The organism is Amycolatopsis sp. NPDC006131, assembly GCF_040614175.1.
GTDB classification, from domain to species: Bacteria; Actinomycetota; Actinomycetes; order Mycobacteriales; family Pseudonocardiaceae; genus Amycolatopsis_E; species Amycolatopsis_E tucumanensis.
In genome coordinates this window covers 48,641-64,792 of sequence record NZ_JBEXTX010000008.1, presented here as the reverse complement: position 1 = coordinate 64,792, position 16,152 = coordinate 48,641, and the positions used below count along the sequence as shown (strand labels likewise).

18 protein-coding genes are annotated in these 16,152 nt (G+C 70.9%); 7 read left to right on the top strand and 11 right to left on the bottom strand.

The features are described 5' to 3' along the window. Positions 1–10: 10 nt before the first annotated feature. The 3 genes from ABZ215_RS07370 to ABZ215_RS07360 are packed head-to-tail and all read right to left on the bottom strand — an operon-like array spanning position 11 to position 3,476. Positions 11–1,342, bottom strand: coding sequence for an MFS transporter (locus tag ABZ215_RS07370; protein WP_354948464.1), 1,332 nt, complete (start codon positions 1,340–1,342; stop codon positions 11–13). After that, positions 1,339–2,307, bottom strand: a complete 969-nt coding sequence (locus ABZ215_RS07365) for an NADPH:quinone oxidoreductase family protein (RefSeq protein ID WP_354948462.1) — start codon at positions 2,305–2,307, stop codon at positions 1,339–1,341. The genes ABZ215_RS07370 and ABZ215_RS07365 overlap by 4 nt, the downstream gene beginning before the upstream one ends. Then, positions 2,307–3,476 carry a CoA transferase gene (locus tag ABZ215_RS07360; RefSeq protein WP_020415836.1) on the bottom strand — a complete coding sequence of 390 codons (1,170 nt, stop codon included), beginning with the start codon at positions 3,474–3,476 and terminating at the stop codon, positions 2,307–2,309. Before ABZ215_RS07360 ends, ABZ215_RS07365 begins: the two co-directional genes overlap by 1 nt. 124 nt (positions 3,477–3,600) lie before the next feature. Here ABZ215_RS07360 and ABZ215_RS07355 point away from each other — a divergent pair, with 124 nt between their 5' ends. The 5 genes from ABZ215_RS07355 to ABZ215_RS07335 all read left to right on the top strand — a co-directional run bounded on the left by ABZ215_RS07355 (position 3,601) and on the right by ABZ215_RS07335 (position 8,590). Further along, positions 3,601–4,443 carry an alpha/beta hydrolase gene (locus tag ABZ215_RS07355; protein WP_162146020.1) on the top strand — a complete coding sequence of 281 codons (843 nt, stop codon included), beginning with the start codon at positions 3,601–3,603 and terminating at the stop codon, positions 4,441–4,443. Further along, positions 4,440–5,240 (top strand): alpha/beta fold hydrolase, encoded by an 801-nt coding sequence (locus ABZ215_RS07350; RefSeq protein WP_354948459.1) that lies wholly within the window; start codon positions 4,440–4,442, stop codon positions 5,238–5,240. The genes ABZ215_RS07355 and ABZ215_RS07350 overlap by 4 nt, the downstream gene beginning before the upstream one ends. 209 nt (positions 5,241–5,449) lie before the next feature. Continuing rightward, positions 5,450–5,656 (top strand): hypothetical protein, encoded by a 207-nt coding sequence (locus ABZ215_RS07345; protein ID WP_354948457.1) that lies wholly within the window; start codon positions 5,450–5,452, stop codon positions 5,654–5,656. Positions 5,657–5,799: 143 nt separating this feature from the next. Beyond that, positions 5,800–6,906: an alpha/beta hydrolase fold domain-containing protein gene (locus ABZ215_RS07340; protein WP_354948455.1), complete on the top strand. Its 1,107-nt coding sequence runs from the start codon at positions 5,800–5,802 to the stop codon at positions 6,904–6,906. A gap of 40 nt (positions 6,907–6,946) precedes the next feature. Continuing rightward, positions 6,947–8,590, top strand: coding sequence for an AMP-dependent synthetase/ligase (locus tag ABZ215_RS07335; protein WP_354948454.1), 1,644 nt, complete (start codon positions 6,947–6,949; stop codon positions 8,588–8,590). Between the two features lie 45 nt (positions 8,591–8,635). Here the strand turns inward: ABZ215_RS07335 and ABZ215_RS07330 are convergent, their stop codons facing one another. Further along, positions 8,636–9,352, bottom strand: a complete 717-nt coding sequence (locus ABZ215_RS07330; protein WP_354948452.1) for an SDR family oxidoreductase — start codon at positions 9,350–9,352, stop codon at positions 8,636–8,638. 129 nt (positions 9,353–9,481) lie between these two features. On the opposite strand from ABZ215_RS07330, the gene ABZ215_RS07325 reads away from it, so the two are divergent. Next, on the top strand, positions 9,482–10,411 hold the full coding sequence (locus ABZ215_RS07325) for an AraC family transcriptional regulator (protein WP_354948450.1): 930 nt from the start codon (positions 9,482–9,484) through the stop codon (positions 10,409–10,411). 164 nt (positions 10,412–10,575) lie between these two features. Then, positions 10,576–10,872, top strand: coding sequence for an SDR family oxidoreductase (locus tag ABZ215_RS07320; RefSeq protein WP_354948448.1), 297 nt, complete (start codon positions 10,576–10,578; stop codon positions 10,870–10,872). Between the two features lie 366 nt (positions 10,873–11,238). Here ABZ215_RS07320 and ABZ215_RS07315 read toward each other — a convergent pair whose 3' ends face one another. Genes ABZ215_RS07315 through ABZ215_RS07285 form a run of 7 tightly spaced genes read right to left on the bottom strand, consistent with a single transcriptional unit; the run spans position 11,239 to position 15,933 of the window. Further along, positions 11,239–11,580: a 4Fe-4S binding protein gene (locus ABZ215_RS07315; protein WP_354948446.1), complete on the bottom strand. Its 342-nt coding sequence runs from the start codon at positions 11,578–11,580 to the stop codon at positions 11,239–11,241. A 25-nt stretch (positions 11,581–11,605) separates the two neighbouring features. Then, the gene (locus tag ABZ215_RS07310; RefSeq protein WP_354948444.1) at positions 11,606–12,616 is read right to left on the bottom strand and encodes an NAD(P)/FAD-dependent oxidoreductase; all 1,011 of its coding nucleotides are present in this window, start codon (positions 12,614–12,616) and stop codon (positions 11,606–11,608) included. Continuing rightward, positions 12,613–13,356, bottom strand: a complete 744-nt coding sequence (locus ABZ215_RS07305; protein WP_354948442.1) for a dienelactone hydrolase family protein — start codon at positions 13,354–13,356, stop codon at positions 12,613–12,615. Before ABZ215_RS07305 ends, ABZ215_RS07310 begins: the two co-directional genes overlap by 4 nt. A gap of 25 nt (positions 13,357–13,381) precedes the next feature. Further along, positions 13,382–14,392 carry a TAXI family TRAP transporter solute-binding subunit gene (locus ABZ215_RS07300; protein ID WP_354948440.1) on the bottom strand — a complete coding sequence of 337 codons (1,011 nt, stop codon included), beginning with the start codon at positions 14,390–14,392 and terminating at the stop codon, positions 13,382–13,384. Beyond that, positions 14,389–14,667 (bottom strand): hypothetical protein, encoded by a 279-nt coding sequence (locus ABZ215_RS07295; RefSeq protein ID WP_354948438.1) that lies wholly within the window; start codon positions 14,665–14,667, stop codon positions 14,389–14,391. Before ABZ215_RS07295 ends, ABZ215_RS07300 begins: the two co-directional genes overlap by 4 nt. Before the next feature lie 52 nt (positions 14,668–14,719). Next, on the bottom strand, positions 14,720–15,283 hold the full coding sequence (locus tag ABZ215_RS07290) for a hypothetical protein (RefSeq protein WP_354948437.1): 564 nt from the start codon (positions 15,281–15,283) through the stop codon (positions 14,720–14,722). Continuing rightward, entirely contained in the window at positions 15,283–15,933 is a 651-nt protein-coding gene (locus ABZ215_RS07285; protein WP_354948435.1) for a hypothetical protein, read from the bottom strand. Before ABZ215_RS07285 ends, ABZ215_RS07290 begins: the two co-directional genes overlap by 1 nt. Positions 15,934–16,152: the final 219 nt, after the last annotated feature.

Here is a 16,152-nt window from a genome sequence, read left to right as displayed (position 1 = left end):
ACCGGTTCGGTCATGGCCGCGCCCACAGCGTCCGGCCGGGGTCCTGACCGGCTGATCCTAACCCGGACGACCCCGATCGTCGGAGGTCGAACGCGAGGAGGCCGATCACGGCCGCCGCGACGACGGTCATCGCCAGCGCGAGCGGACGCAAGGCGCCGGTCGCCCCGACCACGCCGACGGCGAGGATGGCACCCACGTAGCGTGCCGACTGGAACAGGCCGGCGACCACCCCGGACATGCGTTCCGGTGCGCGTTCGTACATGAGGCGCTGCAGTCGGAGGTTGCACAGGCCGTACGGGATGCCGAGCACGACCCCGTCGAGCACGATGAGCCACGCGGGTGTCCCGGGCCCGAACGCCGCGAGCGCGGCCACCCCGACCAGCAGCAACCCGCCGGAGAGCGGCAACGTCCACCGGCCCGCCACGCGAGCGCCTGCCAAGGTCACCACCACGCTGCTCGCCGCGATCGGCATGACCAGCAGCCCGGCGGCCGCCGCGTCGTAGCCGAGGGTGTTCTGCAGCCATGGCGGCAACCCGTAGAACGCACCGTAGTAGGCGAGGTTGAACAGCACGAACGTGCCGAGCACCGGCACCAGCCCGGGTGCGGCGGCGAGTGCGCGGACATCCACGAACGGCGCCGCCGCCCGCCGCTCCCACCACAGGAACCCGGTCGCCGCGACCACGAGCACCACGGCGGCAGGCCACGAGCGGCGGAGCATCAGGTCGAGCAACGCGACCACGGCCACCGCGAACAGCAGCACGCCGAGCGGGTCCAGGTTCATGCCGTTCCGCTGCCGCCGCTCGTCCGGCCCGATCGCCCGCCACGCCAGCGCCAGCGCGACCAGCATGATCGGCAGGTTCACCCAGAACACGGCCCGCCACCCGGCCCACTCGGTGAGCAGCCCGCCCAGCACCGGCCCGACCGCGCCCGCGGTCGTGTTGGCGGTGGCGACCGCGGCGAGCCGCCGCACCTCGCCGCTGCGGCGGATGACGAGGACCGCGCGAGGGAACGCGGCGGACACACCCGCCGCCTGCACACCGCGGCACAGCACGAGCACCGGCAGCGACGTCGCGGTGGTGGCCACGGCCGAGGCGATGGCGGCGACGGCCATCCCGGCGGCGAACAACCGCCGAGGCCCGATCCGGTCGGCGACCCGTCCCAGCACCGGCTGGCAGACGCACGCGGTCAGGTAGAACACGGTGACGACCCAGGTCGTCGTCCCGGGCGGCAGCGCGAACTCCCGCCCGATCTGGGCGAGCGCCACCGCCACCATCGACGAGTTCAGCGGCGCCAGCAGCGTCCCGGCGAGCAGCGCGGTGACCGCGATCCCAGTGCGCGTCATGCGGTCACGTGCAGCAGGAGCTTGCCCTCGACCTTGCCCGCGGCGAGATCGCGGAGCGCCCGTGGCCCGTCTTCGAGCGGCAGCACGTCGTGCACGCGGTGGCGCAACCGCCCGGCACCGGCCCAGTCGAAGATCACCCGCAGGTTCGCCTCGTGGACCGCGCGTGCCCGCCGCACGAACTCGCCGAAGAACACGCCCACCACCGACGAACCCTTCACGAGCGGGATGTTCAGGCCCACCCGCGGGATGTCCCCGGACGCGAACCCGACCACCAGGTACCGGCCCGCCCACGCGACGGCACGCAACGCGGCCTCGCCCACCGCGCCGCCGACCGGGTCGAACACCACGTCCGCGCCCCCGCCGGTCAGCTCCTTGATGGCGGCCTTGGCGTCCGTGCCGCCGTAGGAGAACGTCTCGTGCGCGCCGTACCGCAGCGCCCCGTTCGCGCGTTCCACCGTGGACGCACCGGCGATCACCCTCGCGCCGAGCAGGTTTCCGACGTCCACCGCGGCCGAGCCGACCCCGCCCGCCGCGCCGAGCACGGCGAGTGTCTCGCCGGGTTTCAGCCCCGCTCGCTGGACCAGCGCGTGGTAGGCGGTCGAGTAGGTCACCAGGATCGCCGCCGCCTGCCGGTCGGTGACGTGCGCGGGCAGGACGGTGACCCGGTCCGCGCGCACCACCACGGCCTCGCGCGCGCACCCGTACTCCTCGTTCCCGGCGACCCGGTCACCCACCCGCACCGACGTCACCCCGGCGCCCACCGCGACGACCGTGCCCGCGTACTCGCTGCCGGGGGAGAACGGCGGTTCCGGCCGCACCACGTGCGTGCCCGCGACGACCAGCGTGTCGTGGAAGTTCAACCCGATGTGGCTGACCGCGACCACCACCTCACCCGGCCCGGGGGCCGGCCACGGCACGTCGAGCACGTCCAGCTCGCCGAGGCGCGTGCACACCAGAGCGCGCATCAGGCCACCACGCCCGCGGCGAGGAACCCGTCGACCTCGGCCGCCGAGAACCCGGCGGCTCGCAGGACCTCGCGGGTGTGCTCGCCGAGTTCCGCGGGTGCGGTGCGGATGCCGGGCAGTTCGCCGTCGTAGCGGACCGGGTGCCGCAGGACCGTCGCCGGTTCACCGTCCACGTCGAACTCGGCGAGCAGCCCTTCCGCGGCCACCTGCGGATCGGTGCGGACGTCGTCGTAACCGGCCACCCGCTCGAACCAGAAACCCCGGGGCCCCAGGCGTTCCGCGACCTCCGCGTAGGTCATGGCGCCCAGCACCTCGGCCACCGCCGCGGTGTACTCGTCGCGCTTGGCCCGGCGCGCCTGCTGGTCGTAGGCCGCCAGCACGGGGGAGCCGAGCGCTTCACCGAGTTCGTCCACCGCGCCGTGCACCGCGATCACGACCGACGCGTCCCGCAGCCGGTACACGCCGTACGGCGCGTCGATCGACCAGCACGCCAGCTCGGCCGGGCGCGCGAGGTCCGCGGCGGTCCGCCTGCCGGAGAAGTACAGTGCGAGCGACTCTGCCTGCAGGTCGAGCCCCGCGCCGAGCAGGCTCGACTCGACCCGCGTACCCGCACCGGTGGTGAGCTTGCGGGCGTAGGCGGCCAGCACGCCCATCGCGAGCAGCGCCGCGCCGTGGTGGTCCACGACGGGGGTGCCCGCCGCGGTCGGACCGTTCCCGGTCACGTCGACGAGCCCGGTCCGGGCCTGCACGAGCAGGTCCACACCGGGACGACCCGCCATCGGGCCACGGGAGCCCCAGCCGCTGGCGGAGGCGTAGATGATGTCCGGTTTGATCGCCCGGACCGCCTCGTACCCGAGCCCGAGCCGGTCCAGCGCGCCGTCCCGGTAGTTCTCCAGCAGCACGTCGGCCCGCTCCATCAGCGGGCGGAGCACGGTCAGCGCGTCCGGGTGCTTGAGGTCGACGACGATCGACCGCTTGTTGCGGTTCACCGACAGGAACGTGACGCTGCGCCCGGCGAGCCGGATGCCGCCGCTGCCCACCCGCCGCTCCCACGACCCGCCGGGTGGCTCGACGGTCACCACGTCGGCGCCGAGGTCGGCGAGGTACTGCGCGGCGGCGGGTCCCTGGACGAAGTGCGCGAAGCTCAGCACCGTCATCTGGTCGATCATGCGGCCTCCCTGCGGCAGTGGTCCGCCGACCATAGGAACGCCGGATGCCCGGGTCCTACGACACGTTTCCGGTGAACGGAAACGGATGCCCTGTTCGCGGCCGGTGGTCCGGCAGGCTGTCCACATGGCACGGATCAGGCTCCCCGGATGTGTGGTCGAGTGCGCGGTCGCCGGCGACGGGCCCGCGGTGCTGCTGCTGCACGGATGGCCCCAGACGGGGTACGCGTGGCGGCACGTGGTTCCGCTGCTCGCCGACCGGTACACGGTCGTGGTCCCCGACCTGCCCGGCTTCGGCGCCAGCTCGCGGATGACCGGCGGGTACGACAAGCGGTCCGTGGCGGAGGTGGTGCACCGGCTGATGACGTCGCTGGGGTTCGGGCGGTACCACGTCGTCGGGCACGACGTCGGCGGTCAGGTCGCATACCCGCTCGCGGCGCTGCACGGGGACGCGCTGCTGAGCCTGACGTTCGTCGAGGCGGGCATTCCCGGGCTGGGGGACAGCCTCGCCGCGGCGAACCCGCTGACCGGCGGGTCGTGGCACTTCGGGTTCAACATGGTGCCCGACCTGCCCGAGTTCCTGCTGGCCGGGCGGGAACGCGGCTACCTGGAGTTCATGTTCCGCCGCGACTCGATCGGCCTGTACGTCACGGACGCCATCGACGACGTGGACCTGGACACCTACGCCCGCGCCCTGGCCGCACCCGGTGCGGTGCGCGCGACCATGGGGTACTACCGGGCGCTGCCCCAGGACATCGAGGACAACCGCGCGTTCCGCGCCGCTGGGCCGGTCACGGTGTCCACAATGGTCGTCGGCGCGCGGTACGGTGTCGGGCTCGGGTGGCTCGACACCGTCGAGGCGGCGGCGTCGGACGTGTCGTCGTGCTGGGTGGAGGACTGCGGGCACTACGTGCCGGAGGAACGTCCCGCGGAGCTGGCCGGCATCCTGGTGGAGAGGTGGGAGTCGTGACCGATGTGGTGCTGATCCACGGCGCGTGGCACGGCGCGGGGCACTTCACGGCCCTGGCCGCGGCACTGACCGCGCGCGGGCACCGGGTGCTGGCGCTGGACCTGCCCGGCCACGGTACGCAGGCCCGCTTCCCGGCGAGCTACCTGACCAGGGACACCGCCGCACTGCGCACCGAGCGGTCCCCGCTCGCGGACCTGACGCTGGACGAGGTCGCGAGGGACGTGATCGCGGCCCTGCGCCGCCGGTCCGTGCTGGTGGCGCACAGCATGGGCGGCACGATCGCGACCCGCGTGGCGGAACTGGCCCCGGAACTGGTGGCACAACTGGTGTACGTGGCGGCGTTCGTCCCGACCCGGCTCGGCACCGCGGGCGCCTACCTGGCGCTGCCGGAGGCGAAGACCGCGCTGGGTGGCGGCCTGTACCTGGGCGATCCGGCGGCCATCGGCGCGGTTCGCATCGACCCGCGCAGCACCGACCCGGCATACCTGGCGGAACTCCACGCCGCGTACTTCTCCGGCGTGGACAGTGCGGGCTTCCACGCGCTGGCCGCGCTGCTCAGCCCGGACCAGCCGCTGTCGTTCCTCAGCACCCCGGCGGGCGCGACCGCCGAGCGGTGGGGCCGCGTCCCGAGGACGTACGTGCGCACGACAGCCGATCGCGCCCTGCCGGTCGAACTGCAGGACGTGATGATCCGCGACGCCGACGACCTGGCCCCCGCGTTCGAGCAGGTCACCCTGGACGCCGGCCACGCGGTCTTCGCGACCCACACGGACCGGCTGGCGCGCCTGGTGCGCTGACCAGTTGGGGATGGTCGAGGCAGCCGGGTGAGATGCAGCTGCGGTGCAGCCCGAGGGCGGTGCAGGAACGCAGCGACGGGTGGACGTAGCCGATACCGCGGCCGCGGACCTGCTCGCTGCGCACCAACCCGACAGCCGTCCACAACCTCACTCGTCACCACGCCGAGTGCACTGACCGGCGCCCCGGGACCGCGGCGAGCAGTTCGCGGGTGAACGCGGCCGCCGGCGCGGCTGTTCCGGGCATCCCGCACACGCGAACGGGGAAGAAGCTGGAAGTGCCGCTCAAGCGGCTGTTCCGGGGAGAGGACGCGGAATCCATTCTGGACCCGGCCAGTGTCGACGACCCCGGGCTTGCCGCCTGGTACTCCCGGTTCGCCGGCCGGCGTAGAGCACACCTGGACGGGATCCACGAGTAGCGGTCGCGCGATTCGCGGCGGCCGACAGCCGGTCCACGCCCGCCGCGCGAGCCCCTGAACCGGGACGCCTGTTACCTATTGCCAAATGTAACGTCTCGACCTACAGTGATGGGCAATGTGACCGATACCACGATGAGGTGGGCATGACTGCGACCCCGTTCCTTGCCGCCCCCGTATTGCCAGGCCGACTCGGCGACGAGGCCCGCTCGCCCGTGAGCGACGAGCGCTTCTCCCCGGCGATGCTCGCCGGCCTCGCTGCCGTCGGACTCGAGGTCACCGGAGCGCCCCCGCCCGTCTCCTCGTCCGACGATCTCGAGACCGTGCTGGCGGCCGTCCGCGCCGCACACGACGGGTTCCAAGCGCTGTACGAGACGATCGACCTGTCCCTGCCCGGCGACAGTGACGACGTCGACGTGAGCACCGCAAGCATCACTGGTGTGGACGGCAACGAGATCACCCTGCACATCTTTCGACCGCGTGGCGTGGACGGCCCGTTGCCCGGCGTCGTCTACGCGCACGGCGGCGGCATGGCGATCCTGACCACCGACAATCCGGTGCACCGCCGCTGGTGCACCGACGTCGCCCTCGCCGGTGCGGTCGTCGTGATGGTCGATTTCCGCAATGCCTGCACCGCGGCGACCCACGACCCCTTCCCCGCCGGGGTCGAGGACTGCCTCACCGGTGCGGTGTGGGTCCACGAGCACAGGGGCGAGCTCGGCGTCTCGTCGGTCGTCATCCAAGGTGAGTCGGGCGGCGGCAACCTGGCGATCGCCACGGCACTGCTCGCGAAGCGGCGGGGGATCGACGTCATCGACGGCGTCTACGCCAGCGTTCCGTACATCAGCGGTGGTTACGGGTGGGACCGCGAACGGCGACTCGCCGAGCTGCCTTCGCTGGTCGAGAACGACGGGTACTTCATCGAGACAGGCATGATGGCTCTCCTCGTCCGTGCCTACGACCCGCACGGCGAGCACACCGAAGACCCCATCGCGTGGCCCTACTACGCCACCGAAGAGGATCTGCGCGGTCTACCGCCGTTCGTGATCTCGGTCAACGAGCTGGATCCACTGCGCGACGAGGGAATTGCCTTCGCCCGCAAGCTCGCGCGAGCCGGCGTCGCGGTGTCGGCCCGGGTGAACCTGGGCATCGTCCACGGTGCCGAGGTCATCTTCCGCCACTACGTCGGTACCAGCACAAAGGCGGCAGTCGCCGACATAGTGGGGTTCGCGAAGCGGGTGCGCGGGAACTGACCTCGTGCGCGAACGCACGTCGACCCGTGAAGGAAGGTCCGTGTCGCACAGTTCACCCCACGCCCGGCTGGAGCAGTCCACCTCGTTGTGCGAGGTCCTCCTCGCGACCGCTTCCGCGCGACTCGATCAGCCGGCCCTCCGGTCACACGAGTCGAAGGTCGAGTGGACATACCGCCAGGTGCTGGCCCGCATCGGTGAAGTGGCGAGCCGTCTTCGGGAGCTAGGTGTCGGCCGCGGTGACGTCGTGGCCCTCATGTTGCGCAACCGGCCGGAGTTCCACGTCGTCGACGCCGCTGTCATGTTCCTGGGCGCCGTGCCGTTCAGCCTCTACAACACTTCGCCGGCCGAGCAGCTGAGACACGTCCTCGTCGATTCCGGAGCACGCCTCCTCGTGACGGAACGAACCTTCTCGGGCGTGGTGGAGGCAACCCGGCGACTGGGCACTCCGCTGGAGCAGGTGCTGGTGATCGACGGGCTCGCGCCGGAACTTGCCGCGGACACGACCGATTTCGACTTCTCGTCCGCAGGCGTGGGACCGGACGATCTCCTGACGTTGATCTACACGTCGGGAACCACGGGGTCGCCCAAGGGCGTCGAACTGACGCACCGGGGCATGCTCGAGGAGCTCCGTGGAGTGCATTCGTCCCTGCCGCTGAGCGGCGGCGGCCGCCAGATCAGCTTTCTGCCGGCGGCCCACGTGGCCGACCGATGGGCTTCGCACTACTCGGCCTTCATGACCTACGGCAATACGGTGACATCGGTAGCTGATGCGTCCCAGCTGTTCGATGCGATCGCGGAGGTCCGTCCGACGATCTTCGGCGCGGTTCCCCAAATCTGGGAGAAGCTCAAGGTCCGCGCGGAGGAGGAATACGAAGGCGACCTCGTCTCCGACGTACTCGAGAACCCGGCGCTCGCCGCCCACGTCCGCGAACGACTCGGACTGGACGCTGCCACGTGGGTCAACACCGGCGCTGCGCCCACACCGCCGAGTGTCGTGGAGTTCTTCGACGCCCTCGGTCTTCCGCTCTGCGAGGTGCTGGGGATGTCGGAGCTGTCCTGTCTGGTCACGATCAGCACGCCGGCCAGCCGGCGACCGGGAAGCGTCGGCAAGCCGTTGAGCAGCGTCGAACTCGCGCTCGCCGACGACGGTGAGCTTCTCGTTCGAAGCGCTCAAGTCATGCGCCGCTACCGTGGCCTGCCCGAGAAGACGGCGGAAGCGATCGACGCGAACGGCTGGTTCCACACAGGTGACGTCGCCCGGATCGACGGAGACGGATTCGTGTGGATCGTCGACCGCAAGAAGGAGCTCATCATCAACGCGGCCGGCAAGAACATGTCTCCGGCCAACATCGAGATGGCAGTGCTCACCGCTGGTCGTGCGATCAGCCAGGTGTGCGTCATCGGAGATCGGCGCCCCTACAACGTGTGCCTGGTCGTGCCGAATCGTGCGGCGTTCGGCCCCGGCGACACCGACGCGGCGGTGTCAGCTGCCGTCCAGGCACAGATCGACGCCGCGAACGCGGGTCTCGCTCGCGTCGAGCAGATCAAGAAGTTCGCCGTCCTGGACGCCGAGTGGCTGCCCGGCCACGAACTCACACCCACGATGAAGCTGCGCCGCCGAGTGATCGATGACAAGTATTCGGGCGTGATCGAGGGCCTCTACCGCGACGGTGGGCTTGCGTGATGGTGGCCGGGCAGGCCGACCGGAACACGTCGGCCTGCGCGCCCGCTATCCGCGGGGAACCGTCTCCAGGACGAATCCCCGGGGCGGCCCGGACAGCGCGGCCTTCGCCTCCGCGCCGAACCGATCGGCGATGATCTCGGTCGTGCCGGCCTCGATCCCGTCGAGCGCGGTCCGGACGATGTCCACCGGATCGTTCATCACCGCGTCGCTCGCGTGCGTGCGCATGGTCTCGGTCGCGGTGGGGCCGAAGACCACGCCACTGACGAGCGTGCCCTGACCGGCGAGCTCGAGCCGGACGCCGTTCGTCAGGCTCCACTCCGCGGACTTGGCGACGGCGTAGGCGTTGTTTCCGTCGTAGCTCAGCCACGACAGGTTCGACAGCACGTTGAGGATCGCGCCGCCGCCGTTGCCGCCCAGCACAGGCGCGAACGCCCGGATCATCGCCAGGGTGCCGTAGACGTGGACGTCGAGGGTGGCCCGGATCTTGTTCAGATCCCCGTCGACGAGGTTGACTCCGTAGGAGACTCCGGCGTTGTTGACCAGCAGGGTGACGTCCCCGGCCACGGCAGCGGCCGCCGCGACCGACGCGGGGTCGGTGACGTCCAGCGGCAGCACCTCGACGCCCGGAAGATCGACCATCTCCGGCCGTCGTGCCGTGGCGTAGACCTTGGCCGCGCCCCGCTCCAGCAGTTCCCGGGCGAAATGCCTGCCGAGGTCCCGGTTGGCTCCGGTGACGAGTGCGGTTGCTCCGCGCAGTCGCATTGTTCCCTCTCTTCGCAGTTGTGCCGTACCGCCAACCTATGGGCCGGCGAAGCGGCGAACGATGGCTGATCGAGTCAGATTGTTAGCCATCTGCCTCACTCTGCGAGAGTTGTCAGTACAGTGCAGGTCATGGACGTACTGGCTGACGTGCTCGCCGTTTCCGGTGTCCGGGGCACGATCGGCACCCGGATCGAGGCCGGTGGCACGTGGGGAATCCGCCTGGAGGACTGTCCCGGCGAGACGATGCACGCCATCACGTCCGGCAGCGCGTGGCTGATCGTGGATGGCGCGGAGCCGCGCGAGCTCGCCACCGGCGATGTCGTGTTGCTGGCGGCCGGGACCGTGCACACGCTCGCGAGCGCGCCCGGCGTCACGGCCCGCGCCTGCGACGCGGCGGGCGCCGCTCGTGCCCGCGAGTCCGGCGAGACAGTCACGATCGGGTCGGCGCCGGCGCGGATCCGGCTGGTGACCATTCACTACGACCACGACCCGGCGGTGCGCACCCAGGTGCTCCGTGCGCTTCCGCCGCTGGTCCACGTGCGCGCCGATTCCGGCGCGGCGTGTTTCGACGACGCGGTGCGCCTGCTCGGCCGCGAACTGGCCCACCCGCAGCTGGCGACGGCCGCTGTGCTGAACAGCCTCGCCGACGTCATGCTGATCCAGGTGCTGCGGGCCTGGCTGGCGACCTGGCCCGCCGAGCAGCGCGGGACGTGGCTCGGCATGCTGGCCGATCCGGTCGTCGGCGAGGCGCTGGAACGTATCCATCGTGAGCCCTCCCGGCCGTGGACCGCGACCACCCTGGCGTCGGCGATCTCGGTGTCCCGCGCGACGCTCGCCCGCAGGTTTCCGGCTGCGATCGGGCAGAGTCCCGGGGCTTACCTGACGCAGTGGCGGATGGACCTCGCCGCGGTCCGGCTGCGTGACACCGACGACACGGTCGAAAGCGTCGCCGCCGGGGTCGGTTACACCTCGCTTCCCGCGTTCAGCAGGGCCTTCAGCCGTGCCCACGGCGACGCGCCGGGCCGGTACCGCGCGCGGGCGCGTGAGGCATCGGCTTGAAGGCCCGCGACCGCGCCTGCTTTTGCCGAAGTTGTAGTGCAGTCCCTTTCGCGCGTTTTTCGGCCTCCGGATCAGCAACGGGGCGACGGAAGAACTGCCGGGCCTACCTCGCAACACTTGCCTTCGACGCGACTACATCTGTCTCCAGAGCCTCGGTCCGGCACGTGGAGTCGGTTCACGGCTGCGTCGACGTCTTGGTCAACAACGCGGGCGAACTCCCGGGGAGGTTCGCTTCAGGATTTCCGGTGGGAGGACTTCGACCTCTTCACCCGGGAGTCACCGACACCCCGATGCACCAGCCGAACTCCCCCGAGAGGCAGGTTTGGCTGGCCGACCGCATCCCGCTCAAACGGTTCAGCGAGCCCAGGGAGATCGCGGAGCTGGCGCTCTTCCTCGCCTCGTCCTACATCACCGGCGCCGACTTCCCGGCCGACGGCGGCCTCCCGCTGGCCGTTCGCTGACCACTGGTGCGCCGGCGGGTCGTGCCGCTCGATCCGGGTGCCGGACTGTACAAAAAGGAGCGTGGGCGCGACGGGGTCTGGTGGCCCCCCAGGCGGGACCACCCCGTCCGCCCCGTCGCCGCACTGAGCGCCAGTCCACGTCGGCCGAGCGGGTTCCGGCTCGTCGCCTGGAGACGCAGACGGGTGGGCTGCGCGCCTTGCGACGTGGGACACGGGCGAGCTGCGTTGCCCGCAGGCGGGTATACGAGGACTCTGCGTTGGCTGGTCATGCACGTGCTCGAACACGCGCACAGCCGAGCTTTGGTTTCACGCTGCTGGGCCGCGCTGAGGCAGGACGGCAACGTCGACCGGGCGGTGGGGAGAAGCTCATCCCGTCTGGTCCTTGCCCGTGTTCGCGGCGAGCTCGGTGTCGACCCCGATCGGGCCGAGCAGCGAGGCGCCGCCTGGTGAGTCGAGGGGCTCGGTCCTGCCGGGCAGCGGCTCGGCGAAGAACCGGGCGTTGTCCTCGGCCCATTCGGGAGCGTCGGGCGGCGGTCCCTTCGTGATGGCGTCGACCGGGCAGGCCGGCAGGCAGTTCCCGCACTCGATGCATTCCAGGGGGTTGATGTAGCGCTTGCGGGCACCCTCGTAGATGCAGTCCACGGGGCAGGCGTCGACGCACGACCCGTCCAGTTCGTCGACGCATGGCGCGCCGATCACGTATGGCATGGGTGGTCTTCCTTTCCACAGCGCGTCACGCGATTCGCGCCGCGTCCATCAGTTCGGTGGAGTGGCCGGGGAACACTGCCTCACCAGGGCGCAGTGCCGCCGCCAGGTTGTTGATCGCGGTCGCGGCTTCACCAAAGCCGACGGCCATGATGCGCACCTTGCCGGGGTGCGCGGTCACGTCGCCGATCGCGTAGACCCCGGGAACGGTGGTGGACATCCGCTCGTCGACCACGATCTGGCGGCCGGTCAGCTCGAAGCCCCACGAGGCGAGGGGCCCGAGATCGGCGGTGTGGCCCAGTGCGGCGATGAGGGCGTCGGTGGGGAGCTGCTGCTCGTCGCCGTCCCGTCGGCGCACGGTGACCGCTTCGAGCCGGCCCGCGCCGTGGGTGGCGACCACGTCGGCGTCGAGGATGATGCGGGCGTCGGTCTGCTGCAGCCGGCTGACCGAGCGCGCGTGAGCGCGGAGGGTGCGGCGCCGGTGCACCACGGTCAGCGAGCGGGCGACCGGCGCCACCATCAACGACCAGTCCACGGCGCTGTCGCCGCCGCCGACGATCACGACGTCCCGGGCGTGGTAGTCGGTCAGGTCGCCGAGGGAGTAGCTGACCCCGCGACCGAGATGCGGCTCTGCCGCGTCGAGGCGGCGCGGCCGGAAGCTGCCGATCCCGGCGGCGACGACAACCCCGTCGGCGTGGACTCTCCGCCCACTGCCGGTCGTGACGGTGAAGCGGCGTTCCCCGCCGGCCGGGTTCCGATCCAACGTGGTGGCCTGTTCACCGAGCACCCAGGTGGGAGCCGCGACCTCGGCCTGGGTGACCAGCGCCTCCGTCAGTGCGGCACCGGTCACCTCCGGCAGGCCGGCGACGTCGTACACCGGCTTTTGCGGGTACAAAGCCATCAACTGCCCACCCGGTTCTGGCAGCGAGTCGAGCAGCACCACGGACAGCTCCCGCAGGCCCGCGTAGTACGAGGCGAACAGGCCACTCGGGCCCGCACCGACGATCAGGACGTCGGCGTCGAGATCGGCGGTGCTCATCGCCCCGGGGTCCCGAAAACGTCAGCGAGGAGCGACGTGGCCTGCTGCCACGCCTGCCGCGCCGCGGCCTCGTGGTACATCGCGGGGCGAGCGTCGCAGTGGAAGGCGTGCCCCGCTCCGGGGAACACCGCCATCCGCAGGTCCACCCCGGTGCGCCGGGCAGCGCTGGAGATCGCCTCGCGGTGGTCGACCGGGATGGTGGGGTCCTGGTCCCCGACGATCATGAGCACGGGCCCGGTGATGTTGTCGATGCGATCGAGCACCGCGTGCGGCCCGGCGACGACGCCCGGGCCGTAGAAGGCGACGGTGGCGCCGAGTCCCAGGGTGGTGGTCGCCGCGGTGAACGCCGCCCGGCCGCCGAAGCAGAATCCCAGCACGGCGGTGCGCTGGACCGGGATGTTCTCCTTCTCGTCGAGGTGTTCCAGCACGGCGACGACGTCGGTGTCGATCTGGTCCGGCGTGATCGCGTCGATCAGCGCCATCGCCTTCTCGCGGTCGGCGTAGTCGACCGTGCCGCCACCGGTGCGGTGGAACAGTTCCGGTGCCAGTGCGAGGTAGCCTTCCGCGGCGACGCGGCGCGTGACGTCCTGGATGTGGTCGTTGACGCCGAACGCCTCCTGCAGGACCAGGACCGCGGCGGGCGGGGTGACGGGGTGCTCCGGGCGCACCCGGTAGACGCGCATCGGACCGTCGCCGGTGGACAGTTCCAGCCAGTCGCCCGGGGGTTCGGAGGTGGTCATGTCGGTGTTCTCCTTCTTCGGGCGCTCAGGCCCACATCAGGGCGCCGGCGGCTGATGCGCCGTCGCCGAGCGCCGCGTAGGTGGCTTCGGCGGCGGGGTGCAGCGGAACGGGCGTGCTCGCGATCGCCTTCGGGTCGAGCGGGTAGCTGACCGGGCTGCGGTCCGGGGGCAGGTGGCGGTACTGGACTTCCAGCGCCTCCCGGGTCGCCACCAGGCACCAGGCGATCATCGAGGCGATGTCGTCGGGCAGGTCCGCGCGGCACACGAGGAGGAAGTCAGAGAACTCCAGCGCGTCCAGGTCGTGATCCAGACCGGGCAGATAGCCGGCGGGCACGGTGGCGGTGGGCCAGTGCCAGTCGGCGAACGCCGCGACCACCGCGGGGTCGACGTCGAGGTAGGTGACCGGCCTGTGCTCGGCCACCCGCTGCCAAGCGGGGGTCATGATCGCCTCGTGGATGAGGACGTTGGCCCCGCCGTCGCGGAACGCGGCGATCGCCGGGAACGGCCGTTCCGCGTAGAGCATCGACCCACCCGCCTGCTCGAGGCGTTCCGGTGTGATGCCGTGAGCGCCGAGCAACCGGTGAGCGGCGGCCCCGATCAGGTTGACCCCGTCGTCGGGGCTGGTCGCGATGCGCAGCGACGGCAGCAACTCCGCCAGCTCACCCGTGTGCGAGACGCCGAGCGCGGCGTCGACGCACGTCACCAGGCGATCGCGCTGGGGGAGTGTGCCCAGGGCGCGGAGCCGGTCGGCGCCGGGCACGGCGAGCGGACCGGCGCCGGCCGTGATACCCGCGGCCGCCGCGGTGGGGGTCAGGAGTGCCGCGTCGACGTCCTGCGCGAGCACGGCCCGGACGGCATCGGTGCCGCCGCGTCCCGACCAGATCCCGAACCGTGATCCCGGCGCCGATCGGTCACCGATCTCCTGGCACAACCAGCCACAGATGCGGTGCAGGTTCGCCTGGCCCCAGTCGCCCTGGAAGATCAGGGAGATCTCCCGGTCGATGAACGGCTCGGGCGGGGTGGCGTGCTCGGTCACGAGGTGGCCCCGGAGGTCATCGCGGCGAGCCGGGCCTCGTCCAGGGTGTAGTCGATCTCGTGGATGTCGTCGAACGGGAAACCGATCCGCTCGAACTCCTGCTCCACCGCGTCCCGGCTGTCGGCCTCGTAGATGGTGACGATGAATCCCGAGCGCAGGTTGACGAACAGGTTGCGGAAGCGGGCGTGCACGCCCTGGGCGACCTCAGGCCCGTAGCCGGCGATCTCGTCGGCCGAGAGCCCGGGCGCCTGGTGGAGGGTGAGGAAGGTGGCCATGGTGTCAGCTCTCTTCGTCGAGTGGTCTGCGGATGAGGTTGGCCGCGGTGGTTCAGGCCGAGGCGAGTTCGTCGCGGAGTTGCCGGGCGACCTCCGGCCAGCCCGCGAAGGGAGCCAGGTCGATCAGCGGGTGCCGGGTGCCGCAGGCCGAGCACGTGCGCAGTGCTTCGCTGTCGTTGAACCCGGCACAAGCGTCGTAGTACGCCTGCTGGGAGATGGTGTCGGCGGTGTCCCACTCGACCCGGTGCACCTCGCCGTCGCAGCCGGGGCAGTACCACGCCACTCCCTCCAGGCCGGGGTTGCGCGCTTTGTAGCGGATCTGCACGCCCTCCTCGGTGGGGACGATCCGGTGCGGAGTGCCCGCGGGGATGTAGACGTGGTCGCCGAGTTCCAGGGTGAACCACTTGACCGATGAGTCCTTGAGGTGCACGACGGCGGATCCGGACAGCTGCGCGATCACCGTGTCCTTGCCGCAGAGCAGCCAGAACGGCTGCGCGACCGTGTTGCGCGAGAGGTGTGCCTGCGGGTCCAAAGTGGCCGGCAGGACCGGGGTGTCGGCGTAGTCGCCGAGGTCCTGCGCGGCCTTGAGCCCGTTCAGCATCCGGCGCCTGGCCATCACCGCACCGCCTTCTTCTCACCGAGCTCGCGGATCGCCGCGCGCAGCGCTTCCTTGGAGCGGTTGGCGGTGCGGGTCTGCTCGACCCACCGCGACCAGCCCCACTTGTGTTCGGGGAACGTGTCGTTGACGTGACCGCACTTCGAGCAGGTCCGCACGGTGTCGTCGTCCATCTGGGCCGCCGCCTCGACGCTGCCCCAGATCGTGCTGAACACCGGGTACTCGTCGTCGTGGCTCCCGCCCCACTGTTCGGGACTGTGCCCCTCGACCCCCCGCGGCGTCGAGTCGTACTCGAATCGCAGGAGCTGCTCGTGGCACTCCTGGCAGCGGAAGATGATCGCCTCGCGCTGCTTGTCCTCATCGGACTGGCGCTGGGTGATCGACATGACCGCGTAGGAGTCCGGGTCCTTCGGGTCGCGCAGGAACGAGTTCACGCCGTGCAGTGCCTGATTGGCGAAGATCTGCCCGGTCTGCAGCATCGCTCCGCTGGCGCCGAAGACGACGGTGAGCTCCTCGACGGTGTTCCAGTGGAAGAAGTGGCCGAACTCGCCGTCGTCCGGGTCTCCGGTGAAGATCGCGCCGCACGGCACGATCGCACCCGCGTCGTGGTACGGGAACAGGGCCTGCAGCTGGCAGGAGGCGCCTGCCATGCGTTCGAAGACGTTCGCTTTGAGCGGCTCGCGACGGCCGGTGGGCGGTGGAATCCGCGGGGGTGCCGCGGAGCCGGCCGTGGCTGAACTGGTGGTGGACATCGTCGTCTCCAGGATTGGTGTCTGCGGATCGCAGTGAGCCGATTATTGTCTTGAGGCTCACAATGTGTCAACTAGCTGACAACATGGTCGGCGGTGGACGGCTGTGTGAGGATGTCG

Excerpts from the sequence above, each read along its gene's own strand:
- ABZ215_RS07330 (WP_354948452.1), bottom strand. The coding sequence starts at position 9,352 with ATGCGACTGCGCGGAGCAACCGCACTCGTCACCGGAGCCAACCGGGAC.
- ABZ215_RS07340 (WP_354948455.1), top strand. The coding sequence starts at position 5,800 with ATGACTGCGACCCCGTTCCTTGCCGCCCCCGTATTGCCAGGCCGACTC.
- ABZ215_RS07310 (WP_354948444.1), bottom strand. The coding sequence starts at position 12,616 with ATGAGCACCGCCGATCTCGACGCCGACGTCCTGATCGTCGGTGCGGGC.
- ABZ215_RS07360 (WP_020415836.1), bottom strand. The coding sequence starts at position 3,476 with ATGATCGACCAGATGACGGTGCTGAGCTTCGCGCACTTCGTCCAGGGA.
- ABZ215_RS07355 (WP_162146020.1), top strand. The coding sequence starts at position 3,601 with ATGGCACGGATCAGGCTCCCCGGATGTGTGGTCGAGTGCGCGGTCGCC.
- ABZ215_RS07365 (WP_354948462.1), bottom strand. The coding sequence starts at position 2,307 with ATGCGCGCTCTGGTGTGCACGCGCCTCGGCGAGCTGGACGTGCTCGAC.
- ABZ215_RS07285 (WP_354948435.1), bottom strand. The coding sequence starts at position 15,933 with ATGGCAGGCGCCTCCTGCCAGCTGCAGGCCCTGTTCCCGTACCACGAC.
- ABZ215_RS07370 (WP_354948464.1), bottom strand. The coding sequence starts at position 1,342 with ATGACGCGCACTGGGATCGCGGTCACCGCGCTGCTCGCCGGGACGCTG.
- ABZ215_RS07325 (WP_354948450.1), top strand. The coding sequence starts at position 9,482 with ATGGACGTACTGGCTGACGTGCTCGCCGTTTCCGGTGTCCGGGGCACG.
- ABZ215_RS07290 (WP_354948437.1), bottom strand. The coding sequence starts at position 15,283 with ATGGCCAGGCGCCGGATGCTGAACGGGCTCAAGGCCGCGCAGGACCTC.
- ABZ215_RS07295 (WP_354948438.1), bottom strand. The coding sequence starts at position 14,667 with ATGGCCACCTTCCTCACCCTCCACCAGGCGCCCGGGCTCTCGGCCGAC.
- ABZ215_RS07315 (WP_354948446.1), bottom strand. The coding sequence starts at position 11,580 with ATGCCATACGTGATCGGCGCGCCATGCGTCGACGAACTGGACGGGTCG.
- ABZ215_RS07305 (WP_354948442.1), bottom strand. The coding sequence starts at position 13,356 with ATGACCACCTCCGAACCCCCGGGCGACTGGCTGGAACTGTCCACCGGC.